The organism is Chryseobacterium sp. DZ-32, assembly GCF_059587025.1.
Genome location: NZ_JCAIOM010000004.1, coordinates 16,813 through 31,305 on the forward strand (window position 1 = coordinate 16,813; position 14,493 = coordinate 31,305).

Consider the following 14,493-nt stretch of genomic DNA (forward strand, 5'->3'; position numbering starts at 1 on the left):
ATAATAATTTATAATTGAAAAAATAGTGTCATCGGCTCTCATAACAGAGTATGAAAGCGGATAAGGTTTTCGAAAAAAATAGTATAAAATCACAGTCGGATGACCCTGTACTGGAGGTACAGATCATCATGTAAGGTCTTTAAAAGTTCTGATTGGGCAAGTGAAACAGCGATTTGTCTGTTGTGAAATGTAGTAACGAAACCTGAAATCAGATGCCAGAAACCATCTTTGAAAAGAGCAAGAAGCTCGGTAGAACCAGAGGTCTCTACGTTGTCATCATTTTCATTGTCGTTTTCAGAAAGATTAGCTCTGATTTTGTTGTACAGGGGATGGCTGACATTGTAAGTATCATGAGCTTCATTATTTCTAAGAAATGCAAAAGAGTCTTTGAAGCTCTTTTTTTCGTGAACAAGAAGATCAGTGGTAAAATGAAGATCGGAAGAGATATCCGTTGAAATATACTGCTGAATTTGCCCGTAATACCATCCTAAAACGGTAAGCATCGCAAATAACAAGCTGTACAAATATTGATAAAATCTTTTCCGCATCCCAGAGACAAAGGTAATTAAACTTAAAAATAGGTGCAACGGCTAAAGATTAAAAAAGTGTTAAAAATTAGGCTGTTTCATTGAAAAAATAAATGAAATTGCGATGAACTAGGTTGTGAGCATCCATAATCCTTCACCAAACTGTTTAAAAATAACACCAGTCTTTCTCCTCTGCATTTCAGAACCTCTTTCCCGTAAAGGATGATAAATAATCTTTGATCAATATAAGCCTGCAGTATTGATGTTGCATACTTTTTATTTCATTATAATTACCTGGAGATTTTAAAAAATTTAATATTATTTTTGAATTAGCTTTATTTTGCACAATTTTTGCTGTAAAAAGCTACTTTTAACGGTTAAAGCATAGCCGATAGTTCAAAAAACTCCTCCAATATTTATTATGATGAAAAAATACCTTATTTATATATCACTTTTTGGAGCACCCTTATTTTGGGGGCAAGGTAAAGTGACCGAAAAATCTGCATACCAACAGAAACTGGCATTATCAGAGACAGAAAATGCATTAATGGCATTTGATGCTGATATAAAATTGTCCGATGAAGAAATCGCTTTGGATAAAAAACTATTCCAGATTCGTAAACAGTTTCTCAGTGATTCGGAAGCAAAGAAAATATCTTTATATAACAGTTCTTTTAATGAATTAAAACCATTAATAGAAAACAGTAAGCTGTTTGAAATTCTCCAGAAAATGCCGAAAGGAGGCTTGCTGCATACCCACAGCGGTGGAATAACAGATGTGAAATGGATCATTTCAGCTGCAAGGAAATATGAGGAATGTTATGTTTACGATCAGAAAGACAACAATCAGTTCATTTTCGGACAGCTGGCCTTTTTTGAAAAAGGAAAAGTCCCGGCCGGATTTGTAAACCTTGATAAAAAGCTTACTTCGAACCCTGGTTTTGAAAAAGAACTGCAGGATCTTCTTACGCTGAAACGTGATAGCCTTTGCTCTTATACAGATTATTGGATTGAATTTGAAAAACGTTTTAAACGTATCAGTTTACTGCTTCCGTATCGTCCTTTCTTTAAAGCATATTATCTGAAAGGATTTCAGGATTTGATAAAAGACAAAGTTCAGCACGTAGAAATCAGATATATCTTTGATGAGCTTTACGATTTTAAGCATGGAAAATATCCTTTGAAAACTTCTGTCACAGATCTGCAGGACATTCTTAAAGAAGTACACCAATCAGATCCGCAGTTTACCCTGAAACTGATCTATTCAAGTTTTAAATTTCTGGATAATGAAAGCATCGGAAAACAGCTGGAAACAGCATTTGAAATGAAGAAAGAATTTCCGGATATGATCTCAGGCTTTGACCTTGTAGCGGATGAAGCAGCAGGTCATCATATCAGTTTTTTTGAAAAAAGCTGGGCAAAAATGAATGAACTTAGTACAAAGTATAAGGTAGAGCTGCCTCTTTTCCTTCATGCCGGAGAAAGCAATTCTATGTTGAATACAAATGTTCTGGATGTAGCACCGCTCAATAATAAAAGAATCGGTCATGGACTGAATCTCATCTATTTTCCAAAAACCATGGATCAGATCAGAAAACAGGATAAATTGGTGGAAGTGAGCCCGATCAGTAATCAGATCTTAGGATATGTAAGTGATCTGAGGAATCATCCGGCAAGAGTTTTATTAAGTAACGGAGTACAGTGTTCCATCAGCAGTGATGACCCTTCTGTCTATGGATATACCGGTCTCAGCTATGATTTCTGGGTAACACAGGTGTATTGGGAGCTGGATGTGAAAGCCCTGAAAAAACTGGTTTTCAATTCTATTAATTATTCTTCTATGAATGATAATGAGAAAACGAAAGCTGCAGCTTACCTGAACCAGCAGTGGAATGATTTTGTTCAGAAAACAAATCAGAAATTAAATTAATAGGATTCTTCCTGTAAAAATAAAATCGCATTATTGACCTCAATAATGCGATTTATCCTTTTAACAGATACATCTGTTACTTTTTAAACTTTGCTTTGGATAATTCTTTTTTTACAGATGTACTCAACTTTGGCGGACTTACTTTAGTCAGAGCCAAAGACTCACAGCCATTGAAAACAGCAAAACGTTTTACGGTTTCTACGAAAGGTTTTAGCCATAACCCTATGTCTACAGTATTGTTTTCAATATGCAGATGAATAAGCTCCAGTTTTTTTTCCTTTCTATGCGCTTTACAGTCAACCCTTCCGATAAACTGATCCCCAAACAGTATGGGTAAACAGAAATAGCCGTATTGTCTTTTTTCTTTTGGAGTATAGCATTCCAGGCGGAAATCAAAATCAAAGATCTGTTTGATTCTGTCCCGATGGATAATAGCGTTATCAAACGGAGACAAAAGCCAGATATTGGAATTTCCGGGATCAAATGTCTTTTCAAGAACATGGTTCAGCATAAAGACAGAAGATAATCCTTCTGTTTTCACCTGAGATATCAATCCTTCTTCAAGCATTGTCTGCAAGACCTTATTGACATCTTTCTTTACATCATTTCCCTTCCGAAGGTGAGTGATCTGCTTTAATGTAGTAAATCCATAAGCTCTCAGATTAGTTTTTACCAGATATTCTGCAAACTCAAGTGGAGTAGGTTCTGTAGTATCAATAGAAGAAGGTAAAACCCTCTCGGTGAGATCATATGTTTTCTGCATTCCCACACGTCCGCTTATCATCAGGTCTCCCTGCATGAAAAGTCTTTCAAGAGCCAGCTTGGCAGGTTTCCAGTTCCACCAGCTTCCTGTCTTATGGTTTTCATTTTCAAAATCTCTCGCTCTTTTAGGGCCTTCGTTACGAATGGTGTCTTTCACATATTCCATTACCCTGTGATCAGCATTGTAGTAACGGGATTCTCCTCTTTTAATCGTGAGCATCTGAGGCAAAACATACCGGAAATCCTGCATAGGAAGAAAAGACGCAGCATGAAACCAGTACTCAAATACCTTACGTTCTTCTACCAGTTCCTCCAGATAATCTGCATGAAAATCAGGGATTCTTGTCCAGAGGGTATGATGATGAGCACGCTCCACCATAGATAAAGTATCGATCTGTATATATCCAAGGTGTTCCAAAGCCTTAAGAACCGCATCTTTTCCGGTTCCGAACGGCGCGTGTTGCGTTAATCCCTGGCTATCCAGTGTTGCAAGTTTCAATTGTCCTGATGCCAACTTCTTTTCCATATTTGAAATTCGGAGAAACAGCTTTTATGATGTTTCTATCAAATATAGTGATTTAAGGGAAAAGCACTGAACAGGATCTGTTAATACTCGGGGCGGCTGGTTAAAAATCAGTTGTTTTGACGGTTATCTCTCTTCAGCTCCCTTTCAATTTCATTCACATAGGGAAGGGGAGTAAGGTAACTTTCTTCAATGTATTGTCTGATACTTTCATCCGTTTTTTTGTTAACCTTCCTGATGAAAAGCTGATTACCGGATTTTAATGATTGAATATAATTGAATGTATTCTGTGTATTTTGAAAAAAGGAGGTCTCAAGTACTGCTCTTTTATCATCATTGACGATAATATCATTGAATGATGTGTTCATAAGAACAGTCTGAAAAAATGAATCTGCCGGTAAAAAAGTATGAAGATAATAGTCTTCAAAATCCATTACCATTTTGTTGTTGGTTAAAAATAAGCAGGTTTCTCTTGTAAACATAAACCATTTACCACCTATATAAGGAATCACATCTTTCATAAAAGATCGTTTGTAGATGAAAGACGAGATCATATAAGCCAATTCCGTAAAGTGATTTTGTATTCTTTTCAGCGTGTCGGGTCTGTAAAACTTCTGATCATAATAAAAAAGATAATTCCTGCCTTTATTGATGGTAAGAAATTTACGGATAATATTTTGTGATTTCAGTGGATAATCTTCACCGCTCAGATTGATAAAATAATCCCATTCTTTACTTGCATTCAGGAGAAATTCCATAGCGTTCAATTCTGCCTGAACGATGTTGAAACCTCCCGAAACTATATTCATACTGTCCAGAATATAGACATTGGGAAAATGAACGATATAAAGTTGTATTTCTTCAATGAACTCTTGTTTCGCTTTTTTATCAATATGGATAAGATAAAACTGATCCCTTGTATAGATTTTCTCAAACATGTTTTTAAATACATCTGGTTTATGATGTATCATAATGAAATAAGCAATTCTTACATGTGGGCCTGAATGGGATTCTAATATTCTGGGAGAAGGTTGGGGGATGGGGGAAGAAGTTTGCATATTCCGGAGTTTAAAATCATCCGCGTCAGCAAACAATTTGGTTAATTGGCAGAAGGTACGAATAAATTTTTGATAATCAGTTAATTAAATAAAGTAATAATCATTTTTTTTATTGTAGGTTTGCAGTACATTTATAAAAAACAGGTCACTGCCTTTGCTATTCTGTCATAGTTTAAATCACTTTTTTCTTTCAGTTTTGCTTTTTCAGCTACCAATTTATAGTCTTTGTTTTCATAACGGGAATAAGAGATTATAAAGTTCTATTGTAGATAAGAGCGACACGTTATTGCCGGTTAACCATAATATATTTAAGGATATTATGATAGCTGAAGCAAGAAAAAGATGAGCAGAAAAGAATTCTCTTTTGTGTATCATTATAATACTCCAATTCAAATTCTGTTCAGCAGGTTTGTTTGTAAAATACCGGAATCCGGAATTATAATGAATTTTAAAAATTTAAATCTGATCAATCCTATTATCCGTGCGGTGACAGAAGCAGGATATTCCAGGCCTACTGAGATACAGTATACTGTGATTCCTCATATTTTAGCAGGAAGAGACATTATAGGATCTGCACAAAAAGGTGCCGGGAAAACAGGTGCTTTTGCTATGCCTATTCTGCAGCTGCTGAAAAGACAAACTCCGGATCATAAAGAAATACGGACTTTAATCCTTACTCCAACAAGAGAATTGGCAATACAGATAGAAGAAAATTTAAAAATTTACAGTAAGTATCTGCCATTATCCCAGCTTTCTATTTATGAGGGCGTTTCCATTGGAAGCCGGCTTGCAGCACTCCGAAAAAGGGTAGATATTCTTGTAGCAACACCTGGAGGACTGCTTGATGTAGAAAATCAGAGACATATCGATCTTTCTAAAATTGAGTTATTTGTTTTGGATGATGCAGATAGGATGCTTGAAATGGGATTCATTAATGATATAAAAAAAATATTGAATCTGGTTTCCCATAAAAGACAAAACATGCTTTTTTCTGCAACAATGCCGGGAAGTTTAAAATATTTTGCCAAAACAATTTTGAATAATCCCGTAGAGATTATTGCAGATCCGGCTTCTTCAATACCCCAGATGGTGAAGCGCCCGGACCTTAAAAATATTCAACCAATGATGGGAAATACAATACCTGTCAGAATATCTTAAATAAAATCTGTAGCGTTTACAGATCATAATACACAATTTTTAATAACAATTACAATGCAAGAAGGCACCGTAAAATTTTTCAATGAAGCAAAGGGCTTCGGTTTTATTACTCCGGCAGACGGAAGTAAAGATATATTTGTACATTCTTCAGGATTAAACACAAGAATGATTTGCGAAAACGATAAAGTAGTTTTTGATGTACAAAAAAGCGATAAAGGTTTAAATGCTGTTAACGTAAAGTTAGCATAATAAAAATCTTGCTTGCAGATAGGTTAGAATAACATTCTTTGCCATATCAGGGTTCGTATTTACATTTTTCTCATTCAAAATTCATGAAACTTCAGGATCTGGATATTGTTTGAAAGAACATTGATGTAATGTAGATTATTTTTTATTTTCATTATGTTCATTTGCCTCTTGCTTATATGTGAGAGGTTTTTCTGGGATATGAAAATAAGAGCGCAATTGGTCTGAATATTGACACACTAAAACCGGACGCCTGGAAAATAAATAGACAGACTTGATTTACACTTACCAAAGTAATAATAGACGAGCTGTACATATTTAATCCCTCAAAAGGTTCAGAAAAGATATGATTATTATTAATAATTTTAATGAGTATAAGTCCCTTGAAGGGCAGATGTTAGGTGATTCTGACTGGCATACAATAAGTCAGGATCAGATCAATAGATTTGCAGATGCAACACAGGATCACCAGTGGATTCATACGGATCAGGAAAAGGCAGAAAAAGAAGGCCCTTTTCAATCAACCATTGCTCACGGGTATTTAACATTATCCCTGATTCCCTATCTCTGGAAACAGATTGCAGATGTGAGAAATGTAAAAATGGAAATCAATTACGGAATAGAAAACCTTAAGTTTGGAGAAGCTGTCCCTGTAAATAGTGAAGTAAAACTGCAGGCAACCGTAAAATCTGTGGTTAACCTCAGGGGAACTGTGAAAGCAATTGTGGAGGCCAGACTCCTGATCAAAGATCACATAAAACCAGCTTATACAGGGGATGTTATTTTTCTTTATCACTTTAAGGATTGATTTGTTTTTGAGTGTGTAAAAGGTTGGTATTTAATGTTTTCTTAGTTAATGAGCCACCATCTGGTCGAGTCTGTAAATAAATTCTTCAATTTCTATTTGCCTGGCATTGGCAAAACCTTTATCGGTACCGATTTTTATAAACCCACATTTTTCCAGAACTTTTTGTGAACCTAGATTATCAAAAGCAACACGGCCAAAAACAGGTCTTGTGGTTTCCGTGCTTGATGGTCACTATTATGTCGTACGTACAAATGCCTATAGGCTACAGTAAAAATACCCGGCTTCAAAATCGGAAATTTATACCCTAAAATCCGTTCTTTTTTCACCGTTACTTTGGTATGTTCAAAAGAAGCTTCGAAACCCTGAACAACGGCAGTATCCGAAAAGCCAGCAAAAGAGTAGGAACCATACCCAATATTATTATCATGAAAAATCCAGAAAATGTTGCTCCCTTTGTAGAAGCATCACAAATTATTACAGAACTGAAAGACAGAGCCAATGATATTCTTGCCAGTGTTTTAAGTACAGAACTGTCTGCGATCACCATCAATGGAAAAGGAAATTTCCCTTACTACTGGCAGGATCCGTCTAACCTGAAGTTTAATAAAAAAACTTACGACTGGATATCTTCCAATCTCAGAGCCAATACTGAGCCGGTACAGCTGGATCAGGTATTTACCAATTACTTTATTGATGCTTTCTCAAAAGTCAACTATTCTCTATCTGTAGAAGATACAGCTGTGCTGAATGACGCCCATACAAGAGCTACAGATCAGCAAATGGCCTTGCTCAATGCCTGGGTGGCCGCTTATAATACGCTTCCTCCTGCTACTGACACCATGCAGCCTATTGATATTATTATGGATAAAATCGCTACAGAATGGGCGAATCCCGCTACTACTTTGTACCAGATTCAGAAAAGCGATAACCTTGATGCTTTACTGAATAAGACACCGGCGAGCGGAAAACCTATTATCCCGGTATTAGCCAGTTATCTGGATGCGCTGGGGGCTACCATATCCTTGCAGAACAATGTGACAATGAATAATGGATACTTATCCAAAGCCTTAAAGAATGTACAGAATCCTAAAAAGGAAAATGGCGGACTGCTGCTGAATGACGACAGTATCTTACCGGCTTTTGAGGTGACCACTCCGCTTGACCAGATTTTAAATGGTCTTAAAAATACGTCTCAGACCGCTCAGATCGATATGGAAGTAAGCCGTGAATCTGATAGCCGTTTCCGTGTTTCCGTAGAGGGAAAAACGGGTTTTTCTATTCCTATCTTTGATTTCTTTACTTTAGGAATTGGAGGCAATGCGAACTATTTCAGTGAAAATATTGCGACAAGCAAAAACTCCATCAAAATATCAATGATGTTTACAGGAGTTACCCTGGTAAACTTTGGACCAAAAGATTTTAATATTGCCGGCAATATGTACTGGGCATGGTTTGACCCTATCCGTAAAGCACAGATCAACAGCAGAGACAAAGAGGAAGAAAAACATATCTCGGGATACAAATTTTCTCCGGATCCGGGAATGAAATTCGGACCTGAAGGACCTTTCGGTTTACTGAACGGGGTGGCCATTTCCAATTATCCTACGGTAGAAATCACCGTAACAGGTGAAGATTATAAAAGTATTCAGAAAACCTTTGAACAGTCTTCTTCTGCTACGCTTTCTTTCTTGGGAATTCCTTTGGCAAGTGTTAAAGAATCTACCTATTCTTCTTCCTTCTCTGTGGATCAGTCAAAATCTACGATCAAGATCACACTCAGCCCTCCGCCAAGTCTGGTAGCCGGTAATAATAGAGATTCCATAGCGTGGGTTCTTGGTGCTATTGTGGATTATCCTGCGGAAGTGAGTGATGATGTTGAGCTTCTTAATAATGAAGAGTTAGTAGCTAAAGGTGCGTATCCTAACTACCAGCTGTATAAAGATAACTTCGGAACGACCTATTGTTCTGTGAAAAAAGTAAAATCACATGCGGTAGGTGCTACATGGGTAAGTGAATGTCTTGCCGCCCATCCGGGTACAAGTCCTGCAGGAAAACCATGGACAAGCCCTAAACAATCCGGGGTGATCTGGCCATAATCAACCAAAAATAAATAATAAAAACAGACTGTCTCAACAAGACAGTCTGTTTTGTTAGATTTTATAGTAAGGTCTTCTTACTCTGTCAATTTTCAAAATTTTTGCTGTTCGGAGCCAGGGAGAATTTAAAGAATAGGGAAATTAAAAACTATTTGACCAGAAGATAGATTCCAACACCAATAGCGGCATAAGCCGTAACGGTAAGAATATCAGCAATAGGCTGTGAAAAGCGTTTTTCTGCAATTCTTTCGCTGTTGATCTGATTCTTATGGAACTTCAGACTTTTTTTAGCGTTACGAACCGGATGTACTACCAGACTGTCTCCTTCCCATCGGTCAACAATTACCTTATAGCTTTTGTTGTCAACTTCAATTTTAACATTTTTACCGGCGGCCAGTTTCTCCTGAATATTCACAGGTGCAGGTTGGGCAATCAGACTTTGTGGTGCTGGGTTTGAACCTGTCATTTCTGCAGAAGTATTATTCGCTGCAGCGGTATTTTTTTTAGGAGCCTGATTATTGTCAGCAGCCGGAACCGCTGGTTTTTTTACCTGATAGGTATAGCAGCTGGTAAGAGTACATAATATAAGGATGAAATAAAAATTCTTTCGCATAAGCCAAATTTAAGAATTAAACGGAATATTTGGGAGTTTCTTTTGAAAGATGATGTTTTTTTTGAAGATTCCTATTGTTTACTATGCAAAAGGCTTCTTCATAGTAGCAAGCTCAGGTAAAAAAGACAAAGTACAGTTTTTCCTGTGCAGTATAATTCCGACACAAAAGGCACAAAAGTTTAAACACTTTAGCTTTTTCAAAACCAACCTTATTTGTGATAAGTACACCTGAGTTTTGTGAAAATCTTTGGTTTTCATCTTATGTAGGCTTTTCTGCGGTATTATTTTAAACTAACCTAAGTGAATGTAAGTGTTTTAAATAAAACCTTTTTATGACTTTTTTGGTTTTATAAAGTGTAAACAGCTTTGTTTTTAGAATGTTGGCTTTTTACTACTAAAAACCAGATCAAGGTCGTGAGAAAAAACTCAACAAGAAAACAAAAACAGATCTGTCACTTTTTAGATCAATAGTTAGAACAATTTTAAAACGGACGAAAAATATATCCCATTTATATCGCATATATACTGGATAAATGCATAATTGATGTATGTAAAATTTGTTGAAAGTGTATCATTGATGTATATAGATATTGTTGGTGTACCCTCTTATCTCATTACTTTTGCGCCAACAAAATGATCAAATAATGAAAAAAAAACTTCTATTACTTGGAGGCTTAATAATTAGCCTTCAGGTGTTCTCTCAAGTAGGTATCAACACGCCAGACCCTCAGGCCAGCCTGGATGTAGTAGGTAAGCCCACATCTACAAATGTATTCGACGGTATTATCGCGCCTAGAATTACTGGAGCACAACTCAGAGCAAAGACATATACTCAAAAACAACAGGGAGCATTGGTATATGTAACAGCTGCAGATACAGCTCCCGGCGGGCAGACAGCAGAAGTAACCAGCACCGGGTATTTTTATTTTGACAGCAAACTGAACCGCTGGCAAAAACTGAACTCGGGAACTATCGCCGCAGGGGATCCTACAACCGATGCTTTCATAGATGATCCCGCCAATACAATGGTGAAATTAGGAGCATCTTCTACCGGAACTGCCAGATCTTCAAACTCCGATTTCGTTATTAAAGACAACGGAAAAGTGGGAATAGGGACGCAATTACCTGAGGCAGGCCTGCATATAAAAGAAAACGGCAATACTGACAGTAACCAGTTGAAAGTTCAGTCAACGAATAGCTCTCCATTAATTAATCTGGAAAGAACAGGAACTAATAACTTATCTGCCGGAGCAGAGCTTGGAAAATTATCCTTTAATGGAAAGATTTCAGGAGCTAACTTCCCATTAGCAGGGATAAAAGCCAATTACTGGGGTAATGGGGCAACCAATTCTTCATCTCTTACATTTTCTACCAGCGACCGACCAGCTGTCTTAATTAATGAGAACGGAAATATGGGAATAGGACGTATTGATGCCAATTATGCAATGTCTCCTACACAAAAACTGGATGTAGACGGAAATGTAAGATTCAGAGGTGTTCCATCATCCACAATGAACAGCACAGACATGTTGATGGCATTGGATGCTAATGGAGTTGCTAAAAAAGTAGACATCACAACACCGGCCAGTGTTTTGGTTGCGACAAGAACCGGACCTTCTGTAAAATCGGGAGATGGCTCCTCCGCCATCATGTGGTTTGAAAATACCCGTCTTTCTGATAATACCTATCTGACAAGAGTTGATAACGGTACCTTTCAGGCAGTCAAAACAGGATTATACACAATAAGTATCACAGCCCACTTTGACCAGGTTCCTGACGGAACGTTAGCACAAAACCACTACAGAGGAGTAACGGTTGGGGTAAGAACTACAGCAAATAAACTTACCCAGCATTATGGATCCAATTATATGGGAAATGGATACACCAATATTACTGCTGTTTTTGTATTAAATGCAGGTGAACAATTTCATGCATACAGCCAATGTGATAAAGGTGGGTCATACAGACAGATGGAAGCTACGATGTCTGTTGTTTACACACCTTTATGATAATAAACCTCAATTTTTGTTTAAAAAAAGACAAAGAACTGTTTTTGCCTGCATGGTAGATGTTTCGGGCAAAGGAACTTATGTTTTGGCATCCTTGACAAGGTTTTAAACCTTGACAAGGATATTTTTATTGTTTTTTGGGATATTTAATTTACAATACCATGAGCAACAAGAAAGGATTCTTTAATCTCCCGACATTCAATCTCCAACCTCTCACATACAATAGATAAAAAACTCAGTCGGTGTCAATCTAATTTTTATATTTGCATGGGTAGGATTGGTATTCTCAGAATACCTACGGAATACCTGTAAAAACTTAAAAATATAATAACCCCCAAAAAAGAAGAGTAAGGAATGGATAAGATTAATTTATTAATTATTGTGGCTTCAGTTTCCATATTCATTTCCGTACTTCTTGCTATTTTCCTCTTTACTGTAAAGACAAAAAACAGGGTAAGCAATGTTTTATTTGCTGTTTTTCTCATCATCAACGCTATAGATATTAGCGATCCTTTGTTTAATATGGTGTCTGATGGACCATCCAACCTTGAGATATTCAAAAATATGCTTGTCTTTTTGCAAATACCGGTTTTTTATCTCTATGTGTTGTCTGTTTGTTACTCGGATTTCAAACTGAAACCTCAATATCTGCTGCATGCATTTCCTTTTTTAATTGCCAATCTGGCTTTGCTGCCTCATTTTTATGGAGTAGATACGACATCGAAAATTCACTTTATTGAAAACCGTCAGAACATGATAGAATTGAAGTTTAATCATATTCTGTTACATGTCCAGATGGTTATTTATTTTGTTGCGGTTTTCAGAGTATTAAGAAAATCAAAGACACTTTATCTTGAAAATTATGCCGGGAAAAACATCAGTTCTTACCACTGGTTGTTCCAGCTTACGGTTGTATTGTGTATGGTTTATGCCATTGCTCTTTTAAAAAATATCCTTAAATTTTCAGATTATGTCTACATTTCGGAAGAGATAAAGGCTGGACTTCTATTATTATCCCTTTTTATTATTTGCTGGTATCTTTTCAAAGCACTGAATCATCCTGAGCTTTTCAGAAATGTTGATTCAAAATTGAAACTGGTTTCCGAGATGGTTTCGGAAGAGAAAAACAGTGAAGACCCGGTAACCAGTGACAGGGCATATAATGAGGATCTTTTGAAATTAAAAAATTATATGGTGGAGAAAAAGCCGTTTCTTAATTCCTCACTTACCATTCAGGAGGTTTCGGATGAAATTGGAATTCCTGTCAGAGAACTGTCTCTTTTAATCAATCATCAATTGGGGCAGCATTTCTATGATTTTGTAAATACCTATCGTATAGAAAATGCAATGAATATGTTAAAAGATGAAACCAAAAGTAAGGTGACCATATTAGAAATTCTCTATGAAGTGGGATTCAATTCAAAATCTTCTTTTAATACGGCCTTCAAAAAACATACGGGAACTACACCTACGCTTTATCGTAAAAGTCTGTAATACAGTTTTTTGTAATTACCTGTACGCTTTTTCAGAATGATTCGTACTTTTTTTTCTAAGCAAATGTGGACGATTATTTTTATTCGGTCGTTTATTTTCAGGTGCTATCACATCTTTGTATCGAAATAAATTTTTAATATTAAAAACGATACAATGAAAACATCATTTCAATTTTTAGCAGTACTGTTATTCTTAAGCAGCTTTTCTTTCGGACAAAAATTTTCCGCAAAAATCGATTCTATCATTCAGGATAATTATAAAAAAAATCCGGAGGTAGGAATCAGCGTTGGCTTTATCAGTAATAATGAAGAATATTATACTGCATATGGTAATGTAAATAAGGAAAGTAAAAGCAGAATTGATGAAAATTCTCTGTTCGAAATTGCCTCCATTACTAAAATTTTAACTGCAAATTTAATTGCCCAGGCAGTGATAGAACACAAAATAAAACTGAATGATTATATAGATGATTATCTTCCCAAAGAGTATATTTTGCATGAAAGTCTTAAAAATAAAATCAGAATTGCTGATCTCGCCTCGCATCAATCCGGTTTACCGGATATCGACTTTGCAAAATTAATAGAATTGAATCCACAGCAGCCTATAAGCAATGTCACCCAAAATAACTTGACAGCTTTAATCAATACCTGCAATGAGCTGAAAGATTATGGCAAGTACAGGTATTCTACTATTGGATACACTTTACTGGGGCAGATTCTGGAAAAAGTGTATGGAAAGAGTTATGATACCATTATCAGAGAAAAGCTGACAAATCCATTGAAAATGACTACCACATTAATGAAGAATTTTAACGTGAAAAACAAAACGACAGGCCACAATCAGGATGGCGGAATTCAGGAATTTTTTAATTGGAATGTTATTGCTCCCTCCGGATTGGTAAAATCTAATTCAGCCGATATGATCAGATTTTTAAAGGTAGTATTAAATGATAAAACAAAAGTAGGACAGGCTGCTGTAATAGGGGAAAAAATCTTTTACAAAGATGACAAAAGAGAAATAGGATTAGGTTTACATATCTCAACGGATGATCAAAATACGCTCTATTTAAAATCCGGAGATTCTATGGGGCAGTCTTCTGTCATATGTTACAACAGGGCTAAAAAGTGGGGAATTATTATCCTTCTTGATCATAGAAACTCAAAGATGAGACAGGATCTTCTGAATACAATTTATGATACCGTCCTGAAATAAATGTAAAATGAATCTTTCGCAATCAAAGAGAGTTTAACGATTCTCCGTGGAAAATTA

12 protein-coding genes are annotated in these 14,493 nt (G+C 36.3%); 8 read left to right on the forward strand and 4 right to left on the reverse strand.

Translation table 11 applies throughout. From position 1 onward, the window contains the following. Positions 1 to 89: 89 nt before the first annotated feature. Positions 90 to 524: a hypothetical protein gene (locus AC59HC_RS05305; RefSeq protein ID WP_202839318.1), complete on the reverse strand. Its 435-nt coding sequence runs from the start codon at positions 522 to 524 to the stop codon at positions 90 to 92. Between the two features lie 424 nt (positions 525 to 948). On the opposite strand from AC59HC_RS05305, the gene AC59HC_RS05310 reads away from it, so the two are divergent. Further along, positions 949 to 2,457, forward strand: a complete 1,509-nt coding sequence (locus tag AC59HC_RS05310; RefSeq protein WP_496558115.1) for an amidohydrolase family protein — start codon at positions 949 to 951, stop codon at positions 2,455 to 2,457. 76 nt (positions 2,458 to 2,533) lie between these two features. On the opposite strand, the gene AC59HC_RS05315 is transcribed toward AC59HC_RS05310, so the two are convergent. Further along, a complete protein-coding gene (locus tag AC59HC_RS05315) occupies positions 2,534 to 3,745 on the reverse strand; it encodes a winged helix-turn-helix domain-containing protein (RefSeq protein ID WP_496558116.1) in 1,212 nt (403 codons plus the stop codon). A gap of 107 nt (positions 3,746 to 3,852) precedes the next feature. Further along, complete coding sequence (locus tag AC59HC_RS05320; RefSeq protein WP_496558117.1) at positions 3,853 to 4,800, reverse strand: beta-1,6-N-acetylglucosaminyltransferase; 948 nt, start codon at positions 4,798 to 4,800, stop codon at positions 3,853 to 3,855. Positions 4,801 to 5,142: 342 nt separating this feature from the next. Here AC59HC_RS05320 and AC59HC_RS05325 point away from each other — a divergent pair, with 342 nt between their 5' ends. The 4 genes from AC59HC_RS05325 to AC59HC_RS05340 all read left to right on the forward strand — a co-directional run bounded on the left by AC59HC_RS05325 (position 5,143) and on the right by AC59HC_RS05340 (position 9,108). Beyond that, positions 5,143 to 5,958, forward strand: a complete 816-nt coding sequence (locus AC59HC_RS05325) for a DEAD/DEAH box helicase (RefSeq protein WP_482400118.1) — start codon at positions 5,143 to 5,145, stop codon at positions 5,956 to 5,958. A 54-nt stretch (positions 5,959 to 6,012) separates the two neighbouring features. Then, positions 6,013 to 6,207 carry a cold-shock protein gene (locus AC59HC_RS05330; RefSeq protein ID WP_110010479.1) on the forward strand — a complete coding sequence of 65 codons (195 nt, stop codon included), beginning with the start codon at positions 6,013 to 6,015 and terminating at the stop codon, positions 6,205 to 6,207. Positions 6,208 to 6,550: 343 nt separating this feature from the next. Beyond that, entirely contained in the window at positions 6,551 to 7,012 is a 462-nt protein-coding gene (locus tag AC59HC_RS05335; protein ID WP_110010480.1) for a MaoC family dehydratase, read from the forward strand. A 338-nt stretch (positions 7,013 to 7,350) separates the two neighbouring features. Further along, the gene (locus tag AC59HC_RS05340) at positions 7,351 to 9,108 is read left to right on the forward strand and encodes a lamin tail domain-containing protein (RefSeq protein ID WP_228406524.1); all 1,758 of its coding nucleotides are present in this window, start codon (positions 7,351 to 7,353) and stop codon (positions 9,106 to 9,108) included. A gap of 148 nt (positions 9,109 to 9,256) precedes the next feature. Here AC59HC_RS05340 and AC59HC_RS05345 read toward each other — a convergent pair whose 3' ends face one another. Further along, positions 9,257 to 9,721 (reverse strand): hypothetical protein, encoded by a 465-nt coding sequence (locus AC59HC_RS05345; RefSeq protein ID WP_202839327.1) that lies wholly within the window; start codon positions 9,719 to 9,721, stop codon positions 9,257 to 9,259. Positions 9,722 to 10,365: 644 nt separating this feature from the next. On the opposite strand from AC59HC_RS05345, the gene AC59HC_RS05350 reads away from it, so the two are divergent. The 3 genes from AC59HC_RS05350 to AC59HC_RS05360 all read left to right on the forward strand — a co-directional run bounded on the left by AC59HC_RS05350 (position 10,366) and on the right by AC59HC_RS05360 (position 14,436). After that, entirely contained in the window at positions 10,366 to 11,730 is a 1,365-nt protein-coding gene (locus AC59HC_RS05350) for a phage tail-like protein (protein ID WP_496558118.1), read from the forward strand. 354 nt (positions 11,731 to 12,084) lie between these two features. Beyond that, the gene (locus AC59HC_RS05355; RefSeq protein ID WP_202839330.1) at positions 12,085 to 13,224 is read left to right on the forward strand and encodes a helix-turn-helix domain-containing protein; all 1,140 of its coding nucleotides are present in this window, start codon (positions 12,085 to 12,087) and stop codon (positions 13,222 to 13,224) included. Between the two features lie 153 nt (positions 13,225 to 13,377). Continuing rightward, positions 13,378 to 14,436, forward strand: a complete 1,059-nt coding sequence (locus AC59HC_RS05360) for a serine hydrolase domain-containing protein (protein WP_202839331.1) — start codon at positions 13,378 to 13,380, stop codon at positions 14,434 to 14,436. Positions 14,437 to 14,493: the final 57 nt, after the last annotated feature.

Coding starts and splice junctions, on each gene's coding strand:
- AC59HC_RS05345 (WP_202839327.1), bottom strand. CDS start 9,721: ATGCGAAAGAATTTTTATTTCATCCTTATATTATGTACTCTTACCAGC.
- AC59HC_RS05355 (WP_202839330.1), top strand. CDS start 12,085: ATGGATAAGATTAATTTATTAATTATTGTGGCTTCAGTTTCCATATTC.
- AC59HC_RS05350 (WP_496558118.1), top strand. CDS start 10,366: ATGAAAAAAAAACTTCTATTACTTGGAGGCTTAATAATTAGCCTTCAG.
- AC59HC_RS05310 (WP_496558115.1), top strand. CDS start 949: ATGATGAAAAAATACCTTATTTATATATCACTTTTTGGAGCACCCTTA.
- AC59HC_RS05340 (WP_228406524.1), top strand. CDS start 7,351: ATGTTCAAAAGAAGCTTCGAAACCCTGAACAACGGCAGTATCCGAAAA.
- AC59HC_RS05335 (WP_110010480.1), top strand. CDS start 6,551: ATGATTATTATTAATAATTTTAATGAGTATAAGTCCCTTGAAGGGCAG.
- AC59HC_RS05315 (WP_496558116.1), bottom strand. CDS start 3,745: ATGGAAAAGAAGTTGGCATCAGGACAATTGAAACTTGCAACACTGGAT.
- AC59HC_RS05320 (WP_496558117.1), bottom strand. CDS start 4,800: ATGCAAACTTCTTCCCCCATCCCCCAACCTTCTCCCAGAATATTAGAA.
- AC59HC_RS05360 (WP_202839331.1), top strand. CDS start 13,378: ATGAAAACATCATTTCAATTTTTAGCAGTACTGTTATTCTTAAGCAGC.
- AC59HC_RS05330 (WP_110010479.1), top strand. CDS start 6,013: ATGCAAGAAGGCACCGTAAAATTTTTCAATGAAGCAAAGGGCTTCGGT.
- AC59HC_RS05325 (WP_482400118.1), top strand. CDS start 5,143: ATGAGCAGAAAAGAATTCTCTTTTGTGTATCATTATAATACTCCAATT.